The 17,582-nt window shown below is 62.2% G+C and carries 18 protein-coding genes; 7 read left to right on the top strand and 11 right to left on the bottom strand.

Annotation, left to right across the window (positions count from 1 at the left end):
• Positions 1 to 1,247 (bottom strand): DNA mismatch repair endonuclease MutL (mutL, locus tag BEN49_RS00640; RefSeq protein WP_239691758.1); only part of this gene is annotated, 1,247 nt, incomplete at its 3' end.
• A gap of 297 nt (positions 1,248 to 1,544) precedes the next feature.
• Here mutL and BEN49_RS00635 point away from each other — a divergent pair.
• Entirely contained in the window at positions 1,545 to 4,595 is a 3,051-nt protein-coding gene (locus tag BEN49_RS00635; RefSeq protein WP_070739301.1) for a serine hydrolase domain-containing protein, read from the top strand.
• A 138-nt stretch (positions 4,596 to 4,733) separates the two neighbouring features.
• Positions 4,734 to 5,918 carry a carboxypeptidase-like regulatory domain-containing protein gene (locus BEN49_RS00630; RefSeq protein WP_083325637.1) on the top strand — a complete coding sequence of 395 codons (1,185 nt, stop codon included), beginning with the start codon at positions 4,734 to 4,736 and terminating at the stop codon, positions 5,916 to 5,918.
• 32 nt (positions 5,919 to 5,950) lie between these two features.
• Here the strand turns inward: BEN49_RS00630 and BEN49_RS00625 are convergent, their stop codons facing one another.
• The 3 genes from BEN49_RS00625 to BEN49_RS00615 all read right to left on the bottom strand — a co-directional run bounded on the left by BEN49_RS00625 (position 5,951) and on the right by BEN49_RS00615 (position 10,196).
• Positions 5,951 to 6,961 (bottom strand): T9SS type A sorting domain-containing protein, encoded by a 1,011-nt coding sequence (locus BEN49_RS00625; protein WP_125916360.1) that lies wholly within the window; start codon positions 6,959 to 6,961, stop codon positions 5,951 to 5,953.
• Between the two features lie 47 nt (positions 6,962 to 7,008).
• A complete protein-coding gene (locus BEN49_RS00620; protein WP_125916358.1) occupies positions 7,009 to 8,163 on the bottom strand; it encodes a hypothetical protein in 1,155 nt (384 codons plus the stop codon).
• A gap of 143 nt (positions 8,164 to 8,306) precedes the next feature.
• A complete protein-coding gene (locus BEN49_RS00615) occupies positions 8,307 to 10,196 on the bottom strand; it encodes a M1 family metallopeptidase (protein ID WP_070739289.1) in 1,890 nt (629 codons plus the stop codon).
• Positions 10,197 to 10,406: 210 nt separating this feature from the next.
• On the opposite strand from BEN49_RS00615, the gene bshA reads away from it, so the two are divergent.
• Positions 10,407 to 11,543: an N-acetyl-alpha-D-glucosaminyl L-malate synthase BshA gene (gene bshA / locus BEN49_RS00610; RefSeq protein WP_070739286.1), complete on the top strand. Its 1,137-nt coding sequence runs from the start codon at positions 10,407 to 10,409 to the stop codon at positions 11,541 to 11,543.
• Between the two features lie 93 nt (positions 11,544 to 11,636).
• Here the strand turns inward: bshA and BEN49_RS00605 are convergent, their stop codons facing one another.
• Together BEN49_RS00605 and BEN49_RS00600 are read right to left on the bottom strand one after the other, a co-directional pair.
• Positions 11,637 to 12,170: a 5' nucleotidase, NT5C type gene (locus BEN49_RS00605; RefSeq protein ID WP_070739284.1), complete on the bottom strand. Its 534-nt coding sequence runs from the start codon at positions 12,168 to 12,170 to the stop codon at positions 11,637 to 11,639.
• 33 nt (positions 12,171 to 12,203) lie between these two features.
• Positions 12,204 to 12,740, bottom strand: coding sequence for a DUF7935 family protein (locus BEN49_RS00600; protein WP_070739281.1), 537 nt, complete (start codon positions 12,738 to 12,740; stop codon positions 12,204 to 12,206).
• A 212-nt stretch (positions 12,741 to 12,952) separates the two neighbouring features.
• On the opposite strand from BEN49_RS00600, the gene BEN49_RS00595 reads away from it, so the two are divergent.
• From BEN49_RS00595 to BEN49_RS00580, 4 genes are read left to right on the top strand one after another with little or no spacing between them, the layout of a single operon-like run.
• Positions 12,953 to 13,300, top strand: a complete 348-nt coding sequence (locus tag BEN49_RS00595; protein WP_070739278.1) for a HesB/IscA family protein — start codon at positions 12,953 to 12,955, stop codon at positions 13,298 to 13,300.
• Between the two features lie 54 nt (positions 13,301 to 13,354).
• Positions 13,355 to 13,624, top strand: a complete 270-nt coding sequence (locus tag BEN49_RS00590) for a hypothetical protein (RefSeq protein ID WP_070739275.1) — start codon at positions 13,355 to 13,357, stop codon at positions 13,622 to 13,624.
• Positions 13,599 to 13,937 carry a type II toxin-antitoxin system RelE/ParE family toxin gene (locus BEN49_RS00585; protein WP_070739272.1) on the top strand — a complete coding sequence of 113 codons (339 nt, stop codon included), beginning with the start codon at positions 13,599 to 13,601 and terminating at the stop codon, positions 13,935 to 13,937. Before BEN49_RS00590 ends, BEN49_RS00585 begins: the two co-directional genes overlap by 26 nt.
• Positions 13,938 to 13,988: 51 nt before the next feature.
• The gene (locus BEN49_RS00580; RefSeq protein ID WP_070739269.1) at positions 13,989 to 14,180 is read left to right on the top strand and encodes a hypothetical protein; all 192 of its coding nucleotides are present in this window, start codon (positions 13,989 to 13,991) and stop codon (positions 14,178 to 14,180) included.
• Positions 14,181 to 14,246: 66 nt separating this feature from the next.
• Here the strand turns inward: BEN49_RS00580 and BEN49_RS30005 are convergent, their stop codons facing one another.
• The 5 genes from BEN49_RS30005 to BEN49_RS00560 all read right to left on the bottom strand — a co-directional run.
• Complete coding sequence (locus tag BEN49_RS30005; RefSeq protein WP_262490162.1) at positions 14,247 to 14,636, bottom strand: MBL fold metallo-hydrolase; 390 nt, start codon at positions 14,634 to 14,636, stop codon at positions 14,247 to 14,249.
• Positions 14,540 to 15,220: a 3',5'-cyclic-nucleotide phosphodiesterase gene (locus BEN49_RS25155; RefSeq protein ID WP_158022695.1), complete on the bottom strand. Its 681-nt coding sequence runs from the start codon at positions 15,218 to 15,220 to the stop codon at positions 14,540 to 14,542. The genes BEN49_RS30005 and BEN49_RS25155 overlap by 97 nt, the downstream gene beginning before the upstream one ends.
• Positions 15,221 to 15,224: 4 nt before the next feature.
• The gene (locus BEN49_RS00570; RefSeq protein ID WP_070739266.1) at positions 15,225 to 15,860 is read right to left on the bottom strand and encodes a hypothetical protein; all 636 of its coding nucleotides are present in this window, start codon (positions 15,858 to 15,860) and stop codon (positions 15,225 to 15,227) included.
• 16 nt (positions 15,861 to 15,876) lie between these two features.
• On the bottom strand, positions 15,877 to 16,761 hold the full coding sequence (locus BEN49_RS00565) for a ChaN family lipoprotein (RefSeq protein WP_070739263.1): 885 nt from the start codon (positions 16,759 to 16,761) through the stop codon (positions 15,877 to 15,879).
• Positions 16,762 to 17,033: 272 nt separating this feature from the next.
• The coding region (locus BEN49_RS00560; RefSeq protein ID WP_141765597.1) for an ABC transporter permease at positions 17,034 to 17,582 on the bottom strand (549 nt) is incomplete at its 5' end.

Below are 17,582 nucleotides of genomic sequence, written 5' to 3'. Positions count from 1 at the left end.
CGCGCCGGGGCCTGGCGGGCGAAGCCGTCGGTGCGGGTATCGGAGTCAAAATTGGCGAAGCTGCCCGCCTTGGGCCGGGCCGTGGGGGCCCCGGGCAGGCCAGGGGCCCCCGCCAGATCGTCGCGGTCAGCGGGCGTCACGGCGGGCAGGTTGTCTTCGGGGCGCAGCCAGCGCGAGGCCCCGGCGGGCTTGCCGGCCCGCAGCGGCCGGATGGGCGCGAAGTTTACGTCGCCGTCGAAGTCCAGCGAGGGCGCAATGTTGTGCAGCCCCAGGCTCTGCTTCACGGCCGAGCGCACCACGGCGTACACCGTTTTCTCGTCCTCGAACTTGATTTCCGTCTTGGTTGGGTGCACATTGATGTCGATGGCCTTGGGGTCGAGCTCCAGAAACAGCACGTAAAACGGGTGCGCGTCGCGCGGGAGCAGGCCCTCGTAGGCCGCCAGCACGGCGTGATTGAGGTAGGCCGAGCGGATGAAGCGGTTGTTGACGAAGAAAAACTGGTCGCCCCGGCTTTTCTTGGCCGACTCGGGCTTGCCCACGTAACCGCGTACGGCGATGAAGGGCGTCACTTCCTCGCAGTTGGCCAGTTGTTCCTTGTAGCCGTTGCCCAGCAGCTGCACGATGCGCTGGCTGAGCTTGCCAGCCGGCAGCCCAAATACCTCCAAGTCGTTCTGAAACAGCGAGAAGCCCACCTGCGGGTTAGCCAGCGCCACGTGCTGAAACTCATCGAGCACGTGGCGCATCTCCACGGCGTTGCTCTTGAGGAAGTTGCGGCGGGCAGGCACGTTGAAAAACAGGTTTTTCACGGCGATACTCGTGCCGTCGGGGCAGGCCGTGGGCTGCTGGCTGGTCACCTGCGAGCCCTCCACGAGCAGCAACGAGCCGGTTTCCTGCGCGGGCTGCTTGGTGCGGATTTCGACCTGGGCCACGGCCGCAATGCTGGCCAGGGCCTCGCCCCGGAAGCCCAGCGTGCGGATGCGGAACAAGTCTTCGGTGCTACGGATTTTGCTGGTGGCGTGGCGCTCCAGGCTCATGCGGGCGTCGGTGGGGCTCATGCCCGTGCCGTTGTCCACCACCTGCACGAGCTGCTTACCGGCCTCTTTCACAATGAGTTGCACCTGGGTGGCGCCGGCATCCACGGCGTTTTCCAGCAGCTCCTTCACCACCGAGGCGGGGCGCTGCACTACTTCGCCGGCCGCAATCTGGTTGGCAAGGTACTCGGGAAGCAGGCGGATGATGTCGGGCATGGAGCGGGGCCGGCGGGGGCCAGCGGGTAAACAAAGGAGCGGGCAAATTAGCCGCAAGGGCCCTGCAAAAAGCCGGCGGGTGGCGCAAATCAAGGCAATACAGCGCCAAGGTCAATCCAGCCCCCCGTGGTTTCTGCGTACCTTCGCGGGTAAACGGCGGCACGCCAACGGCCCGTTGCGGAGCAATTTTTGCCCCGTTTGGGTTGGGCGGGTGGCGGGTTTGGAACGGCCAAACCTCGCCCGTCGGTTCCGCAGCTTTCCACGACAAAAGTACGGCCCCCGGGGCCCGGTTTTCCTTTGAAGTTTTCCCTCCGCCCCCCGGGCCTGCTCCGTAGCACGATTTGGCCAGCCTTCGCGGTGCTGCTGCTGGCGGCGGGCACGCTGCTCTCGTTCGCCAGCCTGCGGAAGCTGCCCGCCGACCCGCTGCCCAACTCCCCGCTCGAAATGGCGTGGGTCGACAGCGTGTTCAACTCCCTCACGCCCGACCAGCGCCTGGGCCAGTTCTTCATGGTGGCCGCCTACTCGAACCGCGAGAAGGCCCACGGCGAACGCATCGAGCGGCTGGTGCGCAACCAGGGCGTGGGCGGGGTAATGTTTTTGCAAGGGGGGCCCAAGCGCCAGGCCTTGCTCACCAACCGCCTGCAGGCCGCTGCCAAGGTGCCGCTGCTCATCGCCACCGACGCCGAATGGGGCCTCGACATGCGCCTCGACTCGTCGGCCCACTTTGCCAAGGAAATGACGCTGGGGGCCCTCGACGACCCGCAGTACGTGTACCAGATGGGCCAGGCCATTGCCCGCAAGCTGCGCGCGCTGGGCGTGCACATCAGCTTCGCGCCGGTGCTCGACGTGAACTCGAACCCCAACAACCCGGTGATTGGCAACCGCGCGTTTGGCGAGAACCAGGACCGGGTAGCGGCGCTGGGCGTGCAGTACATCAAGGGCTTGCAGGACAGCCGGGTGATGGCCGTGGCCAAGCACTTCCCCGGGCACGGCGACACCGACACCGACTCGCACGTGGCCCTGCCGGTCGTCAACACCGACATGGCCCGCCTAACGAAGGTGGACTTGGTGCCCTTCCAGCAGGCATTTGATATCGGGGTGATGGGCACAATGGTGGCCCACCTTTACATCCCACTTTTTGACACGACGAACGCCAAAACCACCACCCTTTCGCACGCCTTGGTCACGGACTTGCTGAAAGACAAAATGGGCTTTAAGGGTCTGGTATTCACCGATGCGTTGAACATGCGCAGCGTGAGCAAGCTGTATAAAGACGGCGAGCTGGACGCCATGGCCCTGGCCGCGGGCAACGACGTACTCTTGTTTTCGGAAGACGTACCGGCGGCCCTCACCCGCATCAAGGAGGCCGTGGCGGCCGGCAAATTGCAGCAGGCCGACCTGGACCTGCGGGTGAAGAAAATTCTGCGGGCCAAGTATTGGGCGGGGCTGAACAACTACCGCCCCGCCAACCTGGCCACCCTGCACGACAGCCTGAACCAGCCCAGCACGCGGGTACTGGCCCAGCGCATTTTCGAGCACGCCACCACCGTGGTGAAAAACGACGACAAGCTCCTCCCCTTCCAGCGGCTTGATACCCTGCGCATTGCGGCCATCACCATCGGCACGCCGGCCGAGGGGCCCTACGCCACCATCTTCAATAAGTACCAGGCCGGCCCGGTGTACGCCGTGGCCGACCGCTATGCGCCCGATTCCACATTTGCCCGCTTGCTGCCGCGCCTCCAGCCCTACAACGTGGTGGTGGTGAGCCTGCACCAGATGAACAACACCCCCGGCCACAGCTACGGCCTGGGCGACGGGGCCCTAAAATTCCTGAAGCAGCTGGAGGCCACCAAGGGCATCAAAACGGTGGTGGTGGCTATGGGCAACGCCTATGGCCTCAAGTACTTGGAGGGGGCCCGCACGCTGGTCTGCGCCTACGAGGACCACTACGCGGCCCAGCTGGTGGTGCCGCAGGTGCTGTTCGGGGCCCTGCCGGCGCGGGGCAAGCTGCCCGTCACGGTGTCGCCCACCCTGCCGCTGGGCACCGGCCTGGCCACGCCCGACCTGCACCGCCTGCGCTACGCTACCCCCGAAAGCGAGGGCCTCGACTCGCGCGTGCTGGCCGGCATCGACAACATTGCCCTTGAAAGCCAGACCTACGCCGCTGCCCCCGGCTGCCAGGTGCTGGTGGCCAAAAACGGCACCGTGGTGTTCGACCAGAGCTACGGCTACGCCACCTACGACCAGTCGCAGCCCATCACCAGCAGCACGCTGTACGATTTAGCGTCCGTTACCAAAGTGGCCGGCACCTTGCAGGCCATCATGTACCTCAAGGACCAGGGCCGGCTGAATTTGGATGAAAAGGTATCCACCTACCTGCCCGAAATGCAGCGCACCAACAAGCGCGACATGACCGTGCGCGACGTGCTGCTGCACCAGGCGGGCCTCAAGCCGGGCATTCCCACCTGGGAGCGCACCGTGCGCGACAGCAAGCTGAAACCAACCTTTTACGCCGACCAGAAATCGGCCGATTTCCCGAACGAGGTGGCCCCCGGCGAGTACAGCCTCAAGGCCGCCGACGACTCGGTGTGGACCTGGACGCTGCGCTCGGGGCTACTGCCCAAGGTGCGCGGCAAGTACCCGGTGGAGTATTCCGACCTCAGCTTTCTCATGATGAAGCGCCTGAGCGAGAAGCTATTGAAGCAACCCATCGACGCCTTTCTGCAAGCCAACTTCTACCGGCCCCTGGGCTTGGCCAACCTCACCTACAACCCCCTCGCGCGCTTCCCTAAAAGCTGCATTGCCCCTACCGAAAACGACACGTATTACCGCCACGCGCAGCTGCAAGGCACCGTGCACGACCAGATGGCGGCCCTGGTGGGCGGCGTAGGTGGCCACGCCGGCCTTTTCGCCACCGCCAACGACCTAGCCGTGCTGATGCAGATGAATCTGCAAAACGGCAACTACGGCGGCACCCGCTACTTCCAGACGCCGGTGGTGTCGGAGTTTGCCCGGCCCCAGGTATCGGGCAACAAGCGCGGCCTGGGCTGGGACCACGGCGACCCCAGCAAGCCCCAGGGCCCCACCAGCAACCTGGCCCCGGCCAATACCTTCGGCCACACCGGCTTTACCGGCACCTGCGTCTGGATGGACCCCGACAACCAGATCCTTTACATCTTCCTCTCCAACCGCGTGTACCCCGACGCCGGCAACAACAAGCTGCGCCAGTACAACATCCGCACCCGCATCCAGGAAGTGATTTACAAGGCCCTGGCCGCCGGCCAGGTAGCCGTAGCTAAACCTGCGAAAGGCCTAGGCGCAACTGGGAGTACGGCGGGCAGCGAGTAGGCACTAACCGGCTTGGTTTGGCAGCGTTTAGCATAAATTGCTAGCGGATCATTCAGGTGAAAACCGGCGCGGGCTACGGATTAGGGCCCCGCTACGAGCACTAAGGTCCGCCCGGGGCCCCGGGCACAAAACGCTACCATGCGCGCCTTGCTAATCGTCCTGTTGTTATTGGCGGTGCCGGCAACGGCCCAGGTGACCATTCATGGTACCGTCCGCGATTCTCTGACGGGCAAGCCGTTGCCTTTTGCCAGCGTTTTTCTGCTGAATACCACTTACGGCGTTACGGCGGACCAGCAGGGGGCCTACGTGTTGCCCGGCATCCAGCGTGGGCGCTACGACGTGTCGGCTAGCTACTTGGGCTACCGGCTGCGGCAGCGGCCGTTATTGGTGGCCGATGCAACTAGTTTAACCTTGAACTTTGGCCTGCTGCCCGCACCGGCGCCTTTGGGTGAAGTGGTGGTACGCCCCGTTAACCGGTTGGCTGACTACCAGCTGTTCTTAAGATTATTTCTTGGCACCTCCTCGTTCGCTCAACTGTGCCGTGTGCGCGACCCGGGCGACATCCGCGTCATTTTCGACCCGGACCGGCGGCGTCTAACGGCCCGCGCCACGCGCCCTGTGCAGGTTGACAATGGGGCCCTGGGGTACCGGCTTACCTATTATGACCTGGACTTTCGGGCGGATATCACCGACGAAACGGTGACAATTCTCACCGTCAGCCGGGTTGCTTTTCAGTCTTTGCCCCCCCTCAATGCCGACGGGCAGCGCCGCTGGGAAGCCAACCGGCAAAAGGCCTACCGGGGCTCTTATCTGCACTTTTTGCGCAGTGCCTACGCGGGCCAACTCGCCGAGGAAGGCTTCCTGCTGCAACGGCTGCAACGCCGTCCCAACCGCCGCCGCGCGGCCACCGACAGCCTGGTGCGGCGGTGGCAGGCCGCTGGCCGGAACCACGGCAGCTTGCCCGACTCAGTGTGGCGCCTTCTGGGGCAATCCAAAGTGCTTTCGCTCGTGTACAAACCCCGGCTGCCGCTGGACAGTGTGCGCACCGCCACCGCAGGGCGGGTATGGCTACGCTTCCGCGACCTGCTGGCTGTGACGTACGAGAATGCCCGGCCCGACCCTAATTTTCACGCCCCCGGCGCCATCACCGGCCACCCGTTGCCAAGCCACCAAGAATCAATCCTGCAACTGCGCCCCCCGCCTGCCGTTGAGCTGGCCCCCAACGCCGTGCCCGTCGCCCCCTTGTCGTTGGTAACCGAAGGCTACTGGAGCTTCGAGAAGATGGCGGAGCTTTTACCGCTGGACTACTTCCCACCAGAATAGTCCGGCCCTTGATTGCGCGAGCGTGGCTACCGCTATTGTCCCATTTCCTCCTTAATAAATCGGCACCGCTTGTGGCCCTGTTTGCCAGTGACATCAAGATGATAAATGCCGGGAACTAGATTAATCAAATTCAGACTGTTCAAACCCATCACTGCTTGCCCCGTTAGCACCGGTTGCCCCATTACATCCAGCACGCGGTAAGCGTCGCCGGTCCCCGCGCAGAAACTTAAGTGGTCGTGGGCAGGATTGGGAAACACACCGGCCGTCATTGCGCCTGCCTGCACCGCCACCACTGGCGAGTGGGTACCGGTGCCATCCACATCTACTTGGCGCAACCGGTAGTATGCCGAGCCATTGATTGCGCTGGCCCCGTCGAGCCACGTGTACTCCTGAGCTACAGTACTGTTGCCGAGACCTGGCAGCATCTTCAACACTGTAAAGACTTGCCCATCAATACTACGATGTACTTCAAAATGGTGATTATTGTGCTCCGTAGCCGTAGTCCAGCGCAGCCGTACCCCGGCCGCTTCCCGGCGGGCCGTGAAGCTGGTAAGGCCAACGGGTAGTGGATTATTGCCAGGGCCCCCAGCAGCCTCGGTACTCGCCAGCACAAAATCGCTGAATGAGTTGAAGGCCAGGGTGGATGTGATGCTACCGGCCGGGGCCCCCGAGCCCGTGCCACCCAGGTCGAGCCAGTTGCCAGCGTTGTCGCTCTTGGCAATGCGCAGCTTGGCGGGCGCATCCACTTGGTCGTCCGCATCATAATTGAGCGTGACGATACCTTGGGCGAAATTGGTCGCGCTGCCGTTCGTCACGGTGAAGTACCGCACCCTTGACACCCGTTGCAAGCTGCCCGCCGCCGCGGGCATGGCCCGCACCGTGGGGGCCCGGTTGAACTGCTGGGCCGTGTAAATAGTAGGGTTGGCGTCGGTTTGCTCGGCCCGGAGGGTGAGCGGGCGGTAAGCCGTGCCGCTGCCAATGGGGAAAAACAGGTCGGTGGCCGTGTTGGCCGTGGCCAGCACCCGGCTCAAGGGGCCATTCACGAAGCTGGTGGCGCTACCGCCGCTCGTAGTAGCCGAGGCCCCCAGCGTCAGGCTATTGCGGTAGTAGTCAGCAGGCCTTGGGTCAGGGCCAGGTTGGCATTGATTTGCACCGGGCGTTGCAGTGTGAGGCCAGCGGCGTTGTTCAGCGTCAGGCTGACGGTGGCGCCCATCGTGATGGTGCCGGTGCCGGAGATACTTTGCGCCGCACTGCCGGCAATATTAAGCGTACTCGCCTGGGGAGCATTGCCGTTATTGGTGTCAACCGCCGGCATCGTCATGTTGCCGCCGTTTAGCACAAGGTTGCCCAGCAATTCAATGCTTTGGATGTTGAAAGGATGCGTGCCCGCTGTGATGGTTAGGTCATTCACAATTTTCAACGTGCCCGCACCGAACGTAGCGGTTGGCGACGTCCGGTTCGTGTTAATCAATATGTGGCCAAAGGTGCGATTGCTTACGCCAAGTGTGCCCGACGTCGCCGAAAACACGAACGTACTACCCGGGTTAAAAGCAGCCATGGACCACGTTTTGCCCCCAAAGGCAGTACCACCGCTGAATTGTTCGAAAGTGGCGCCACTGCGAAACACCGCCGAGCCCGCACCGGTTGAGAGCTCGCCGAAAGGGAAACCAATGAATTTTGAGCCGCACAGCAGATAGCTGCCGCTCAGAAATTCGAGGGCCCCGGGCGTATTAGAAAGCAGTTGGTGTCCGCTGCCGGTGCTGCCCAGGCCCGAGAGTTCGATGCGACCGGCAATGCTGGCCTTCACGTTTGAGGCCAGTTGCACTTTTAGCGCGGCGCTGCTTAACGTGCCCACAATCTGCACCTTTGCCCCCGCCCCTACCTGGAGCCCAATTGTGGGTGGTACGGCTCCGATGTTCAGCGTGCGGGGTCCGTCGTTGTTCAGGGTTGCCTGCACACTGTTGATAAAAGCCAGCTGCCCAATGGTTTGAGAAGTAGCAAAATCAAGCGTTACGCTGGTATTTGGCGTCAGGGCCCCGTCAAAGACTAAAGCATCATCAGCCGCCAAGTTTGTGCGGATCGGGCTCCAGTTACTACCGTCGGCCCAACTAGTACTTCCGGCAACAGGCTGCCAGGTATAATGTGCCTGTCCAAAACTATTAAAACAAATAAATACTAAGCATAACGACCTTAAAATATTTTTAATTGTGATAAAATACGTGCGCTGCGCAGAATTAAAATCCATCTAAATTCATAATTTGAGTCATATGAGCCCTAAAGTTATTTGAAATCAATAATATAATTTGCCCTTTTATACATAATCACTTAGATCATTACAACTAAAATAAAAAGTCTTTCTTAGGCGCAAATCAATCTTCGATTAACCCCTTATTTCAACGCTTCCCAGACGTTATCCTTCGGAAAGCTATCTGGCACGTACAGGCTGCCTATCACGATCTTTTTTATTGTTTTTTTACTGGCTACGGGTACCGCCACGGTACGGGCACCGGCTTGCCATACGGCAATGGTGCGGTGGATTTTTTGGGTGGTACCGTCGGCGAAGGTCACCAGCAGGTCGATGGGCACGGGCTTGGTGCCTTTGGCCTCCACAGTGATAGCAGTGCCGCTGGTGGCCGGGGCCACGCGGGCGATGGCCAGGTCGGGGTAGCCGTCATCGAAAAACCAGCGTTGCCAGAACCAGTTCAGGTTTTGGCCCGCCCCCGCGTTCATCGAATTGAAAAAATCGTGGGGCATGGGGTGCTTGCCGTGCCAGTTGCGAACGTAAGTGTGCAGGGCCCTGGTGAACAAATCGTCGCCCAGCAAGTCCTTCACGAAGAGGTAGCCCAGCCCCGGCTTGGGGTACGAATTCAGGAAAAACGCCTGGTCGGTTTGCTGGCTGCTGAGCGTGACGATGGGCGGATCGACCTCGGTGCCGGCGGCGGCATCATAAGGCTCCATGCCGTAAGCGTCCACCAGCGTGGGGTCAATCATGCTGGAAATCAGCCACTCGCCGATGGTGGCCCAGCCCTCGTCCATCCAGCCGTACTTGGTTTCGTTGATGCCCATATAGAACGGGAACATCGTGTGGAAAATCTCGTGGTCGGTGAGGGTAATGGCCTCCTGGCGGGTGGCGCTGGGGTTGTCGTTCACCATCATGGGGTACTCCATTTGGTCGCGGCCGTCGAACACCGTTTCGTGGCTGTAGGGGAAGGGCCACTTCGGAAACGTGTAGCTCATGGCCAGCACCGTGCGGCGGGCAATGTCTATTACGTCGCGGTAGTCGCGGTGCTGGGGCGAGTACACGGCGTCGACGCGGGTGCGGCGCTGGGTTTTGGGGTCCACCACGGGGCTGGCGGCCTGCCACACGTAGTGGTCGGCAGTGGCAAACACAAAGTCCGGCACGTCGCGGGCCTCGAAGCGCCAGGCGTTCTGGGCGGCGGGGTTGGTGATGTCGCGGCGGCGCACGTCGGTGCTGTCGATGATGGTGGTCACGCCCTCGCTTTGCTCGGCGCGGTGCAGGCGGTCGATGTACTTTTTACTTAGGACCTCACCGGGGTTCACGAGGTCACCGGTGGCCCAGACCACGTAGTTGCGCGGCACGGTGATGGATGCCTTGAACGTGCAGAAATCGTTGTAGAACTCCGCCACGCCGGTGTAGGGCCAGCGGTTCCAGCCGTCGAGGTCGTCGTACACGGTAATGCGCGGGAAGAAGTAGGCCACGAAGGCCGCCCCCGGCTCCACCTCGCCGGTGCGGTTGTGCGAGCCTTGGTTGAGCGTGTAGGCGTAGGTGATGGCCACCTTTAGGCTTTGCCGCGGCAGCAACGAGGCCCCCAACGGCACCACCAGGTTGGTAGCGTCGATGGCCAGCTGACGCACGTCGAGGCGCTGGCCGTTGAGGGCCATTTGCTGGATTTGCACGCCGTCGCCGATGTCTTCGGGCGCGATGCGGTTCACGCGGGGGGCCCCTTCCTGGTAGAGGTTGGGGTAGAGCTTGAACCAGATTTGACGCAGCGTGTCGGGGCTATTGTTTTGGTACACAATATCTACCGTGCCCGAGAGGCGGCGCGACGAGGGGTTGTACTCCACGTCGATGTTGTAGGCAGCCGTATTTTGCCAGTACTTGGGGCCCGGGGCCCCGGTGGCGGCGCGGGTGCCGCGGGCGTAAGCGGCCTGCAAATTGCGGGCGATGGGCAGCGCGGGCTGGGCCCAACCGGCCAACGCCAGCGGGGCCAATACCCCGGCCAGCAAGGCGCTACGGAGAAGAAACGGGGTTTTCAAACGGCAAAAAATTGCGAGGTAACGAAAACAAAACATGCGCAAAGCAAGGTGCCGCCGCTTGAATAAGGTTTTTTTATCCTGGGCCGGTGCAACACTCAGCCCCTTGGTCCGACTAACTACGTAGAACCGTTTGCAAAATCCCACCCGTAGGGGCCCCGGCAACATCTGCCGCGCCCGGCGGTTACCACCCGCGCTTCTTTTTTCCCTTTTATGAACATCGGCATCGTCTGCTACCCCACTTACGGGGGCTCCGGCGTGGTGGCCACTGAGCTAGGCAAGGCCCTGGCCCAGCGCGGCCACCGCGTCCACTTCATCACCTACAGCCAGCCGGTGCGGCTCGACTTCTTCAACGAGAACCTGTTTTACCACGAGGTATACGTGCCCGCGTACCCGCTGTTCCAGTTTCCGCCCTACGAATCGGCCCTGGCCAGCAAAATGGTCGACATTGTGCAGAACGAAAAGCTCGACGTGCTGCACGTGCACTACGCCATCCCGCACGCCTCGGCGGCCTTCCTGGCCAAGCAGATTTTGCGCTCGCGGGGCATCGCCGCGCCGGTCGTCACCACACTGCACGGCACTGATATTACGCTTGTGGGCAAGGACGCCAGCTACGAGCCGGTGGTCACGTTCAGCATCAACCAGAGCGACGGCGTGACGGCCGTATCGGCCGATTTGCGGCGCGAAACCTACGAGTCGTTTCCCATTGATAAAGAGGTGGAAGTAATTCCCAACTTCATCGACCTCGTGCGCTTTCGCAAGCAGGACAAAAGCCACTTCCGGGCCGCTATTGCGCCCGAGGGCGAGAAGCTGCTCATCCACACCAGCAACTTCCGGGCAGTGAAGCGCGTGGAAGACGTGCTGCGCATCTTCGCCGGCGTGCGGGCCGAGATTCCGGCCAAGCTACTGCTGGTGGGCGACGGCCCCGACCGCTCGCGCATGGAGAAGCTGGCCCGGGAGCTCGATTGCCAGCGCGACATTCGCTTCCTAGGCAAGCTGGAGGCCGTGGAGGAAGTGCTGAGCGTAGGCGACTTGTTCCTGATGCCCTCTGAGAATGAAAGCTTTGGCCTAGCCGCCCTGGAAGCCATGGCCTGCGAGATGCCCGTGGTGAGCACCAACGCCGGCGGCATTCCCGAGTTAAACGTTCACGGCGTGACTGGCATGGTGAGCAACATCGGTGACGTGGCCGACATGGTAAAAAACGCCCTCTACGTGCTCGACGACGCCAACCTGCCGCGCTTCAAAGCCGCCGCCCGCGCCCGCGCCGAGGAGTTTGCCGTCGGCAACATCGTGCCGCTCTACGAGGACTGCTACCGCCGCGCCATCGCCGCCACCCTGGCCGCGGTTTGAATGTAGCGCGGACTTTGTAGTCCGCGGCTCTGAACAGTCGCCCCACGATTAGTCGGGAGGACGAAGCGAAAGCCGCGGACTACAAAGTCCACGCTACAGGAAAATGCCCGCTATTTCCTGCCAGCTGTGCACGCGGCGGTAGCCCGTTTTGTGCACGTTGTGCGGGGCATTGAACAGGATGCCTTCACCCCGGAAGTTGTCGAAGTTGTAGGCATTATCGTCGATGAGGAAGTCGGCGTTGATGATGCTTTTATCGCCGCAGAACACGTAGTTCGACCACGGGATGAAGGCGAAGTGCTGCTGCAACCAGTTGTACTTGTCGAGAAATGAGTTAGCGAATTCCATTGCCGCCGTGGCAATAAACAGCTCGTAGCGCTCCGACATCCGGCGCAGCACGTCCTGGCTGTCGGCCATCACCGGCAGGTCTTTAAAAAAGCCGGGGGCGTTGGGGTAGGCGCGCAGGGCTGCTTGGTGCTCGGGCGCTACGGCATCGGCCGCGTTGCGGCCGTGCAACGATTCTAAGGTCAGTTCACGCTGAAAATCACGGCCGTACCACTCCTGAAAACGGGCAATGGAGTCAGCCATTACCTCGTCCATGTCGACGGCAATGCGGGTCTTTTTTTCCATAAATGGCGGGGCTTGGGGCCCCGGGCTAAGCGGTTAGAACAGGCCGAACGCCTCGTGCTTCACAGCGGCCAGGGCCTGGGCGGTGGGCTCGGCGGCGTCGGTCATCAGGCCTTCGAGGATGCGCTTGGCCAGCTCGGTGCCGCGGGCCTGGCCGGGGTTGGGCAGCCCGTGGAAAGCGCGGTTCACCATCGTGAGCACGTTTTCCTTGGCTTCCTTCACCAGCACCCACGCATCGGCCGACACGTAGAGCTGCTGCGAGAGGTTGTGGTCGTACTCGGCTCGGATTTCTTGTTGCAGCAGGCGATGGTAGTCGGGGGCCGACTGGCCGGCGCTGCTCAGGCGCACAAGCACGTTGTTGGGCGAAATGCGCTCCAGCATCAGCACCACCCGCTCGTAGGCTTGCAGGCGCAGAGGCAGCGTTTCCTTGCTGCTGGCCAGCCGCAGCTCGATGAGGCGGCGCTGCTGGTCTTTGTCCAGGTACTGCTTGAAGAGTAGGTAGATGGCCCCGGCCACGACGAGCGCGGGCAGAATAATTTTGAGCAGTTCGAACAAGTAGGCGGAAGAATCCATGGGGCAGTGCCGGGCTCCAGCCGGGCAGAAAGTGGACGCAGCACCGGCAGGGGCCCCAGGCGGGGCGGGCCGGCAGGCCGCGCTGGAGCCGGCCGCTGGCAAAACTACGCCGTGAACCGCCGCCCGCCCAGCGCTGTTTACTTTGCACGGGGCCCCAGCTCGGGCCGGTGTATATTTGTTATTGTTCTAATTAACCCAAACTCGTCTTTCCTATGGCCAGCGTTGCTACCCTCGCCCCCATCACCCTCACCGACCGCGCCGTGGTCGAGGTTAAAAATATCATCATGGAGAAAAACGTGCCCGACGACTACGGCCTGCGCATCGGCGTGCAGGGCGGCGGCTGCTCGGGCATGAGCTACTTGCTGGGCTTCGACAAGGCCAAGGAGCAGGACGAAATCTACGACCTTGACGGCCTCAAGCTCATCATGGACAAGAAGCACGCCATGTACGTGCTCGGCATGGAGGTCGATTTTCAGGACGGCCTCAACGCCCGCGGCTTCGTGTTCAACAACCCCCAGGCCAAAAGCACCTGCGGCTGCGGCTCGTCGTTCTCGGCCTAGTACTGCTGATGCTGACCGATTAACTGTGATGTCGCTGACTTAAACCTGTTTGGTATGAGCGTTCAATTCGTGTTGGATGCGGCCGGCAAGCAAACGGCCGTACTGGTGCCCATCCGGGAGTGGGAGCGCATTCAGAAAAACCTGCAAAAGCCAGCCGCTGCTAAAAAAGCGGTGGCCTCAGGCCAAGCAGATAAGGAGCGCTTTAAAGAGGAGTTTCGCGAAGCCGTGCGTGAGATGCAGCTTGTAAAAGCAGGCAAACAACAAGGGCGACCGGTGGAAGAATTGTTAGCCGAATTGCGTGAGCTGCCAAATCAAGACGCTTGATTGCTTTGACCGGCAAGCCAAGCGACTGGCCAGAAAACATTCGTCTCTCAGCAATGATTTGGGGCAATTGGTCGCCGCGCTACGTATCGACCCAACCCAAGGCACCAGCTTGGGCCACGGCTGCTACAAGATTCGCCTGCGCATTGCCAGCAAAGACAAGGGCAAAAGCGGGGGTGTCCGGGTTATTACCTGCGTCGTATCCGTAGCGGCCGAAGTTTATTTGTTGTCCATTTATGACAAGTCGGAGCAAGCAAGTATTTCCGATGCGGAACTGCTGGCCCTTGCCAGTGAAATTCCAACCATCAACTCCTGAAAAGTCCTTGCAATGCTCGCAGGGCTTTTTACTTCCTTTAAAAAACTCGGTATGGACGTGAAATATTTGTCGGACGACAAGGGGAAAATAACCGGCGTCTTCCTTTCCATCGAAGACTGGGAGCAACTGCAGAAGCAGTACAATATCTCCCTCACGGCCGCTGGGGGCCCCAATGCCCAGCTGCAAAATGGCCTCAGCGCCGCCCTCGCCAAGGCCAAGCCTAGCGCGGAAGACGAAGCATAGGCGTGGTACACCACTCATAAAAAGGCCCGGTTCGTCCGGGCTTTTTTATGTCCACTTCCCAACGGCTCAGAACTGCAGCCGCTGGCCCTGCACCGGGTACACCAGCCGCAACCCCAGCGCATTAGCCGCGGCCAGCTGCCGGGCAATGGTGGCTTCGTTGGCAGCGGGTGGCTTGCGGTGGGTGATGACGATGGGCACGGCGCGCATGGCCCCGGGGCCCACCAGCTGGCCCAGCGCGGCCAGCTCCTGCATCAGCCGGGCAGGCGTGAGGTGGCCGAATAGCAGCTTTTCGGGCTGCTCGTTGGCGTAGGAGGTTTCGATGAACAGGGCCTTGAGCTGGCCGGCCCGCACCAGGGGCCCTATGGCTTGCCACAGGGCTTGCAGCTGGTGGCTTTGCTCCAGCTCGTCGGCCCCGGTATCGCCCAGGTACAGCAGGTAATCGTCATGGCTGCGCAGCAGGAAGGCGGCGCTTTCGTAGGGCCGGGCGTGGCTGAGCGGGAAGGTGCGCACACGCAGGGCGGTTTCGGGCAGGGCCACTTCGGGCCCGGCGCCAGGGCCTGGAGGCGGTATTTACCCAGGGCGGGCAGGGCCCCGAAGTGGCCGAAGTTGGGCCAGGCGCGCCAGTTGAAGTAGTCGTTTTGCAGGGTGGCCAGGCAGCTGGGCAGGCCGTAAATCGTTTTGGGGGCATCGTCGGGCGCGTTCAGCAGCAGCCCGGCCACGTGGTCGAGGTGGGCGTGCGAGATGAGGTAGGCCTTAATGTAAGTTTTCAGTACAGCGTCGGCGTCCACCGCAAATACCTGGTTGGCCACAGCTTTGTCGAGGCCGGTGTGCAGGCTGCCCGCGTCGAGGCACACGTAGGCCGTGCTGCCGGTGGGCGCCACCAGGTAGGCCGAGAGGTTGCCCTCATCGAGCCCGCCACGCACGCCCAGCGGCACCACGTCGAAGGCCGGCTTGGGGCCCTGCGCCGGGGCCGCCAGCGGCAACAGCCCCAGCAACAAGCCCGCGCCGGCCCGCCCAAAGCAGCGACTTATTACAGCCATCGCCTTAACTAAAATTGTACGCATACCCGATTTCCTGCAAGTCGGCGGCGAGCATCGTCCAGGCGTCCAGCTCTTCGTTGAGGTCCAGCACCATTTTTTTGGTCAGCACCTCGTGTTGGTACACGGGCGCTACGGCGGCGGGCGTGAGGGGCCGGCGGTCGGTTTCGTCGAGGTAGTATTCGGTGGCCCACTCGGCGTAGGTGGCGGGCTGGTTGTCGAAGATGGCGAGCAGGTCTTCCGAGCCGTCGTCTTCGCTGGCCACGGTGCCGGTTTGCCAGCCGCCGGCGGGCGTGTACCAGAGGCAAAACGTGGTGCCGATGGAAGCCACCGGCTCGCCCGCCATGAAATCGGCGAAGGCAGTCGGCAGGCCATCGGTCACCTGGGCCTTGGCGGGCTGGTCGTACTCGTGCAAAAAGCCGTTTATCACGCAGCCTTCGGGGCGGAACAAAACCAGCATTTGGTCGCCTTCGCCGTCGCGCATTTCGAGCAGCTCCTCGTTTTCACCCCAGTTAGGGTTGTAGGAATAGTAGCGGTATTCCCAGTCTGGCGAGTTGATGGCGTCGAGCACGGCCAGGGCTTGACAAAGGCGCTGAAGGGCGGGCGCCGCGGGCAGGGCCGCGAAGTTGGTTGTCGAAATCATGCGGGAAAAGCCAGCGTTAGTACGTCTTGTTCATGTCCTCCGGCACTACCACCACGTAGTCGGCCAGGCTCACGTTTTCCTTGGCCAGTCGATCCAGTTGAGCTTGGGTGGCGACGCTGAGGGTGCGCACTTTCAGCGCGGGGGCCCCTTGGCGGAGGTAGGCCACGATGCCGTCGTGGTGGTCGGAGTGGTAGCTGCCATTGAGGTGCAGCAGGGTTTGGCCGGGCTGGCGGCTGGTGCGGATGAAGTAAGCCATGGTGGCGTCCTTCAGGGCCTGGGCCTGGATGATGGTTTGGGCCCCGCCGCCGTGGGGGCTGCCAGCGCCACCCCCGAACATGGCGGCCATGTTTTTGTAGCCGGGCAGCTCGTAATCCACTTTCAGCGGCAGCGGGGCCAGCAAGGCCCGGTCGGCGGCGGGCAGCTTGTCGAGGGCGGTGAGGCTGCCGCGGGCCACCTGCTGGGCAAACGGCCGCGGGGCGTTGGTGCCGATGACCGGGATGCCGCGGGCCTGCGCGAATTGCAGCAGCGGGCGGTAGTCGGTGCCGTAGTTGGGCCAGGGGCGCGCCTGGCGCTCGAAGGCCGAATCGGGCAGGGTGCCGGCGGCGTACTGGGCCACCAGCGGCTGCACGTCGCGCTCGAACATTTCCATCCCCAGCACCAGCTTGCCAGGGCCCTTAAGGCGCTGCAAGTCCTTGGCTACCTGGAGCTCTAGCCAGTGCGCCAAGGGGTCGTTGTGCTGCTCGCCGAAGAGCACCACGTCGGCCTGGGCCAGGTCGGCGAGCATCTGGTCGTAATCGGCGGTTTTGCCATCGGCGGCGAAGAGGCGGTAGGCGGGCCGGTCGCCGAGTGTGAAGCTGCACAGGGCGAGCAAGCAGACGATTTTTAGCGCAAGGTTTCGCAAGGTTCAGGGGAGGTTTCGCGGAGGATGGGGGCACGGGGCCCGTTGGGGTACGAACAGCGGGGCCCCAAAGTCGGTTGCGAAAACCGGAATAACTGCTCTTAGATCGTTTTGCTTGCCTGGCGTCCGAGCAGTCGAGGCCGTCATGCTGAGCGCAGCCGAAGCATCTCTACCGCAGCAGTAAAATGATTACTTGCGCGGTAGAGATGCTTCGGCTGCGCTCAGCATGACGGCCTCGACTATTGGATGGATTACCGTATTTCCTATCGTCCCTACTACCCTTTGTAGAACATCCACTTGCCCAGCTCTTTGTACGTTACTTTTTTGCCGTACATGAGGATGCCCACGCGGTAAATGCGGGCGGCCACCCACGTCACGGCCACGAAGCCGATGATGAGCAGGGCCCCCGAGAGCAGCAGCTGCCACAGCGGCACGCCGAAGGGCAGGCGCATCACCATGGCGATGGGCGAGGTAAAGGGAATCATCGAAAGCCAGAACGCCAGGGGCCCGTTGGGGTCGCCGTTGATGATAACGTTGATGCTCACGATGTAGCTGAGGATGAGCGGGATGGTAACCGGAAACATAAACTGCTGGGCATCGGTCTGGTCGTCCACGGCCGAGCCGATGGCCGCGAACATGGCCGAGTACAGCAGGTAGCCGCCCAGGAAAAAGAACAAAAACCCGCCGATGATGCTGCCAATCGGCAACCCATCCAGCACCTTCCAGATGCTGGGGGCCCCGGCGCCCGGCGCAGCAATGGGCAGCCCGTCGGCATCGGCGGCCGCGGCGGCGCTGCTGGGGCGCGCGTCGATGGTGGCGGGGGC

The organism is Hymenobacter coccineus, assembly GCF_001816125.1.
Lineage (GTDB): Bacteria > Bacteroidota > Bacteroidia > Cytophagales > Hymenobacteraceae > Hymenobacter > Hymenobacter coccineus.
Note: the sequence above shows the minus strand (reverse complement) of the source record. Positions and strands in the feature narration are given on the sequence as shown.

Coding starts and splice junctions, on each gene's coding strand:
- BEN49_RS00630 (WP_083325637.1), top strand. CDS start 4,734: ATGCGCGCCTTGCTAATCGTCCTGTTGTTATTGGCGGTGCCGGCAACG.
- BEN49_RS00620 (WP_125916358.1), bottom strand. CDS start 8,163: ATGGATTTTAATTCTGCGCAGCGCACGTATTTTATCACAATTAAAAAT.
- bshA (WP_070739286.1), top strand. CDS start 10,407: ATGAACATCGGCATCGTCTGCTACCCCACTTACGGGGGCTCCGGCGTG.
- BEN49_RS00605 (WP_070739284.1), bottom strand. CDS start 12,170: ATGGAAAAAAAGACCCGCATTGCCGTCGACATGGACGAGGTAATGGCT.
- BEN49_RS00600 (WP_070739281.1), bottom strand. CDS start 12,740: ATGGATTCTTCCGCCTACTTGTTCGAACTGCTCAAAATTATTCTGCCC.
- BEN49_RS00595 (WP_070739278.1), top strand. CDS start 12,953: ATGGCCAGCGTTGCTACCCTCGCCCCCATCACCCTCACCGACCGCGCC.
- BEN49_RS00590 (WP_070739275.1), top strand. CDS start 13,355: ATGAGCGTTCAATTCGTGTTGGATGCGGCCGGCAAGCAAACGGCCGTA.
- BEN49_RS00580 (WP_070739269.1), top strand. CDS start 13,989: ATGGACGTGAAATATTTGTCGGACGACAAGGGGAAAATAACCGGCGTC.
- BEN49_RS25155 (WP_158022695.1), bottom strand. CDS start 15,220: ATGGCTGTAATAAGTCGCTGCTTTGGGCGGGCCGGCGCGGGCTTGTTG.
- BEN49_RS00570 (WP_070739266.1), bottom strand. CDS start 15,860: ATGATTTCGACAACCAACTTCGCGGCCCTGCCCGCGGCGCCCGCCCTT.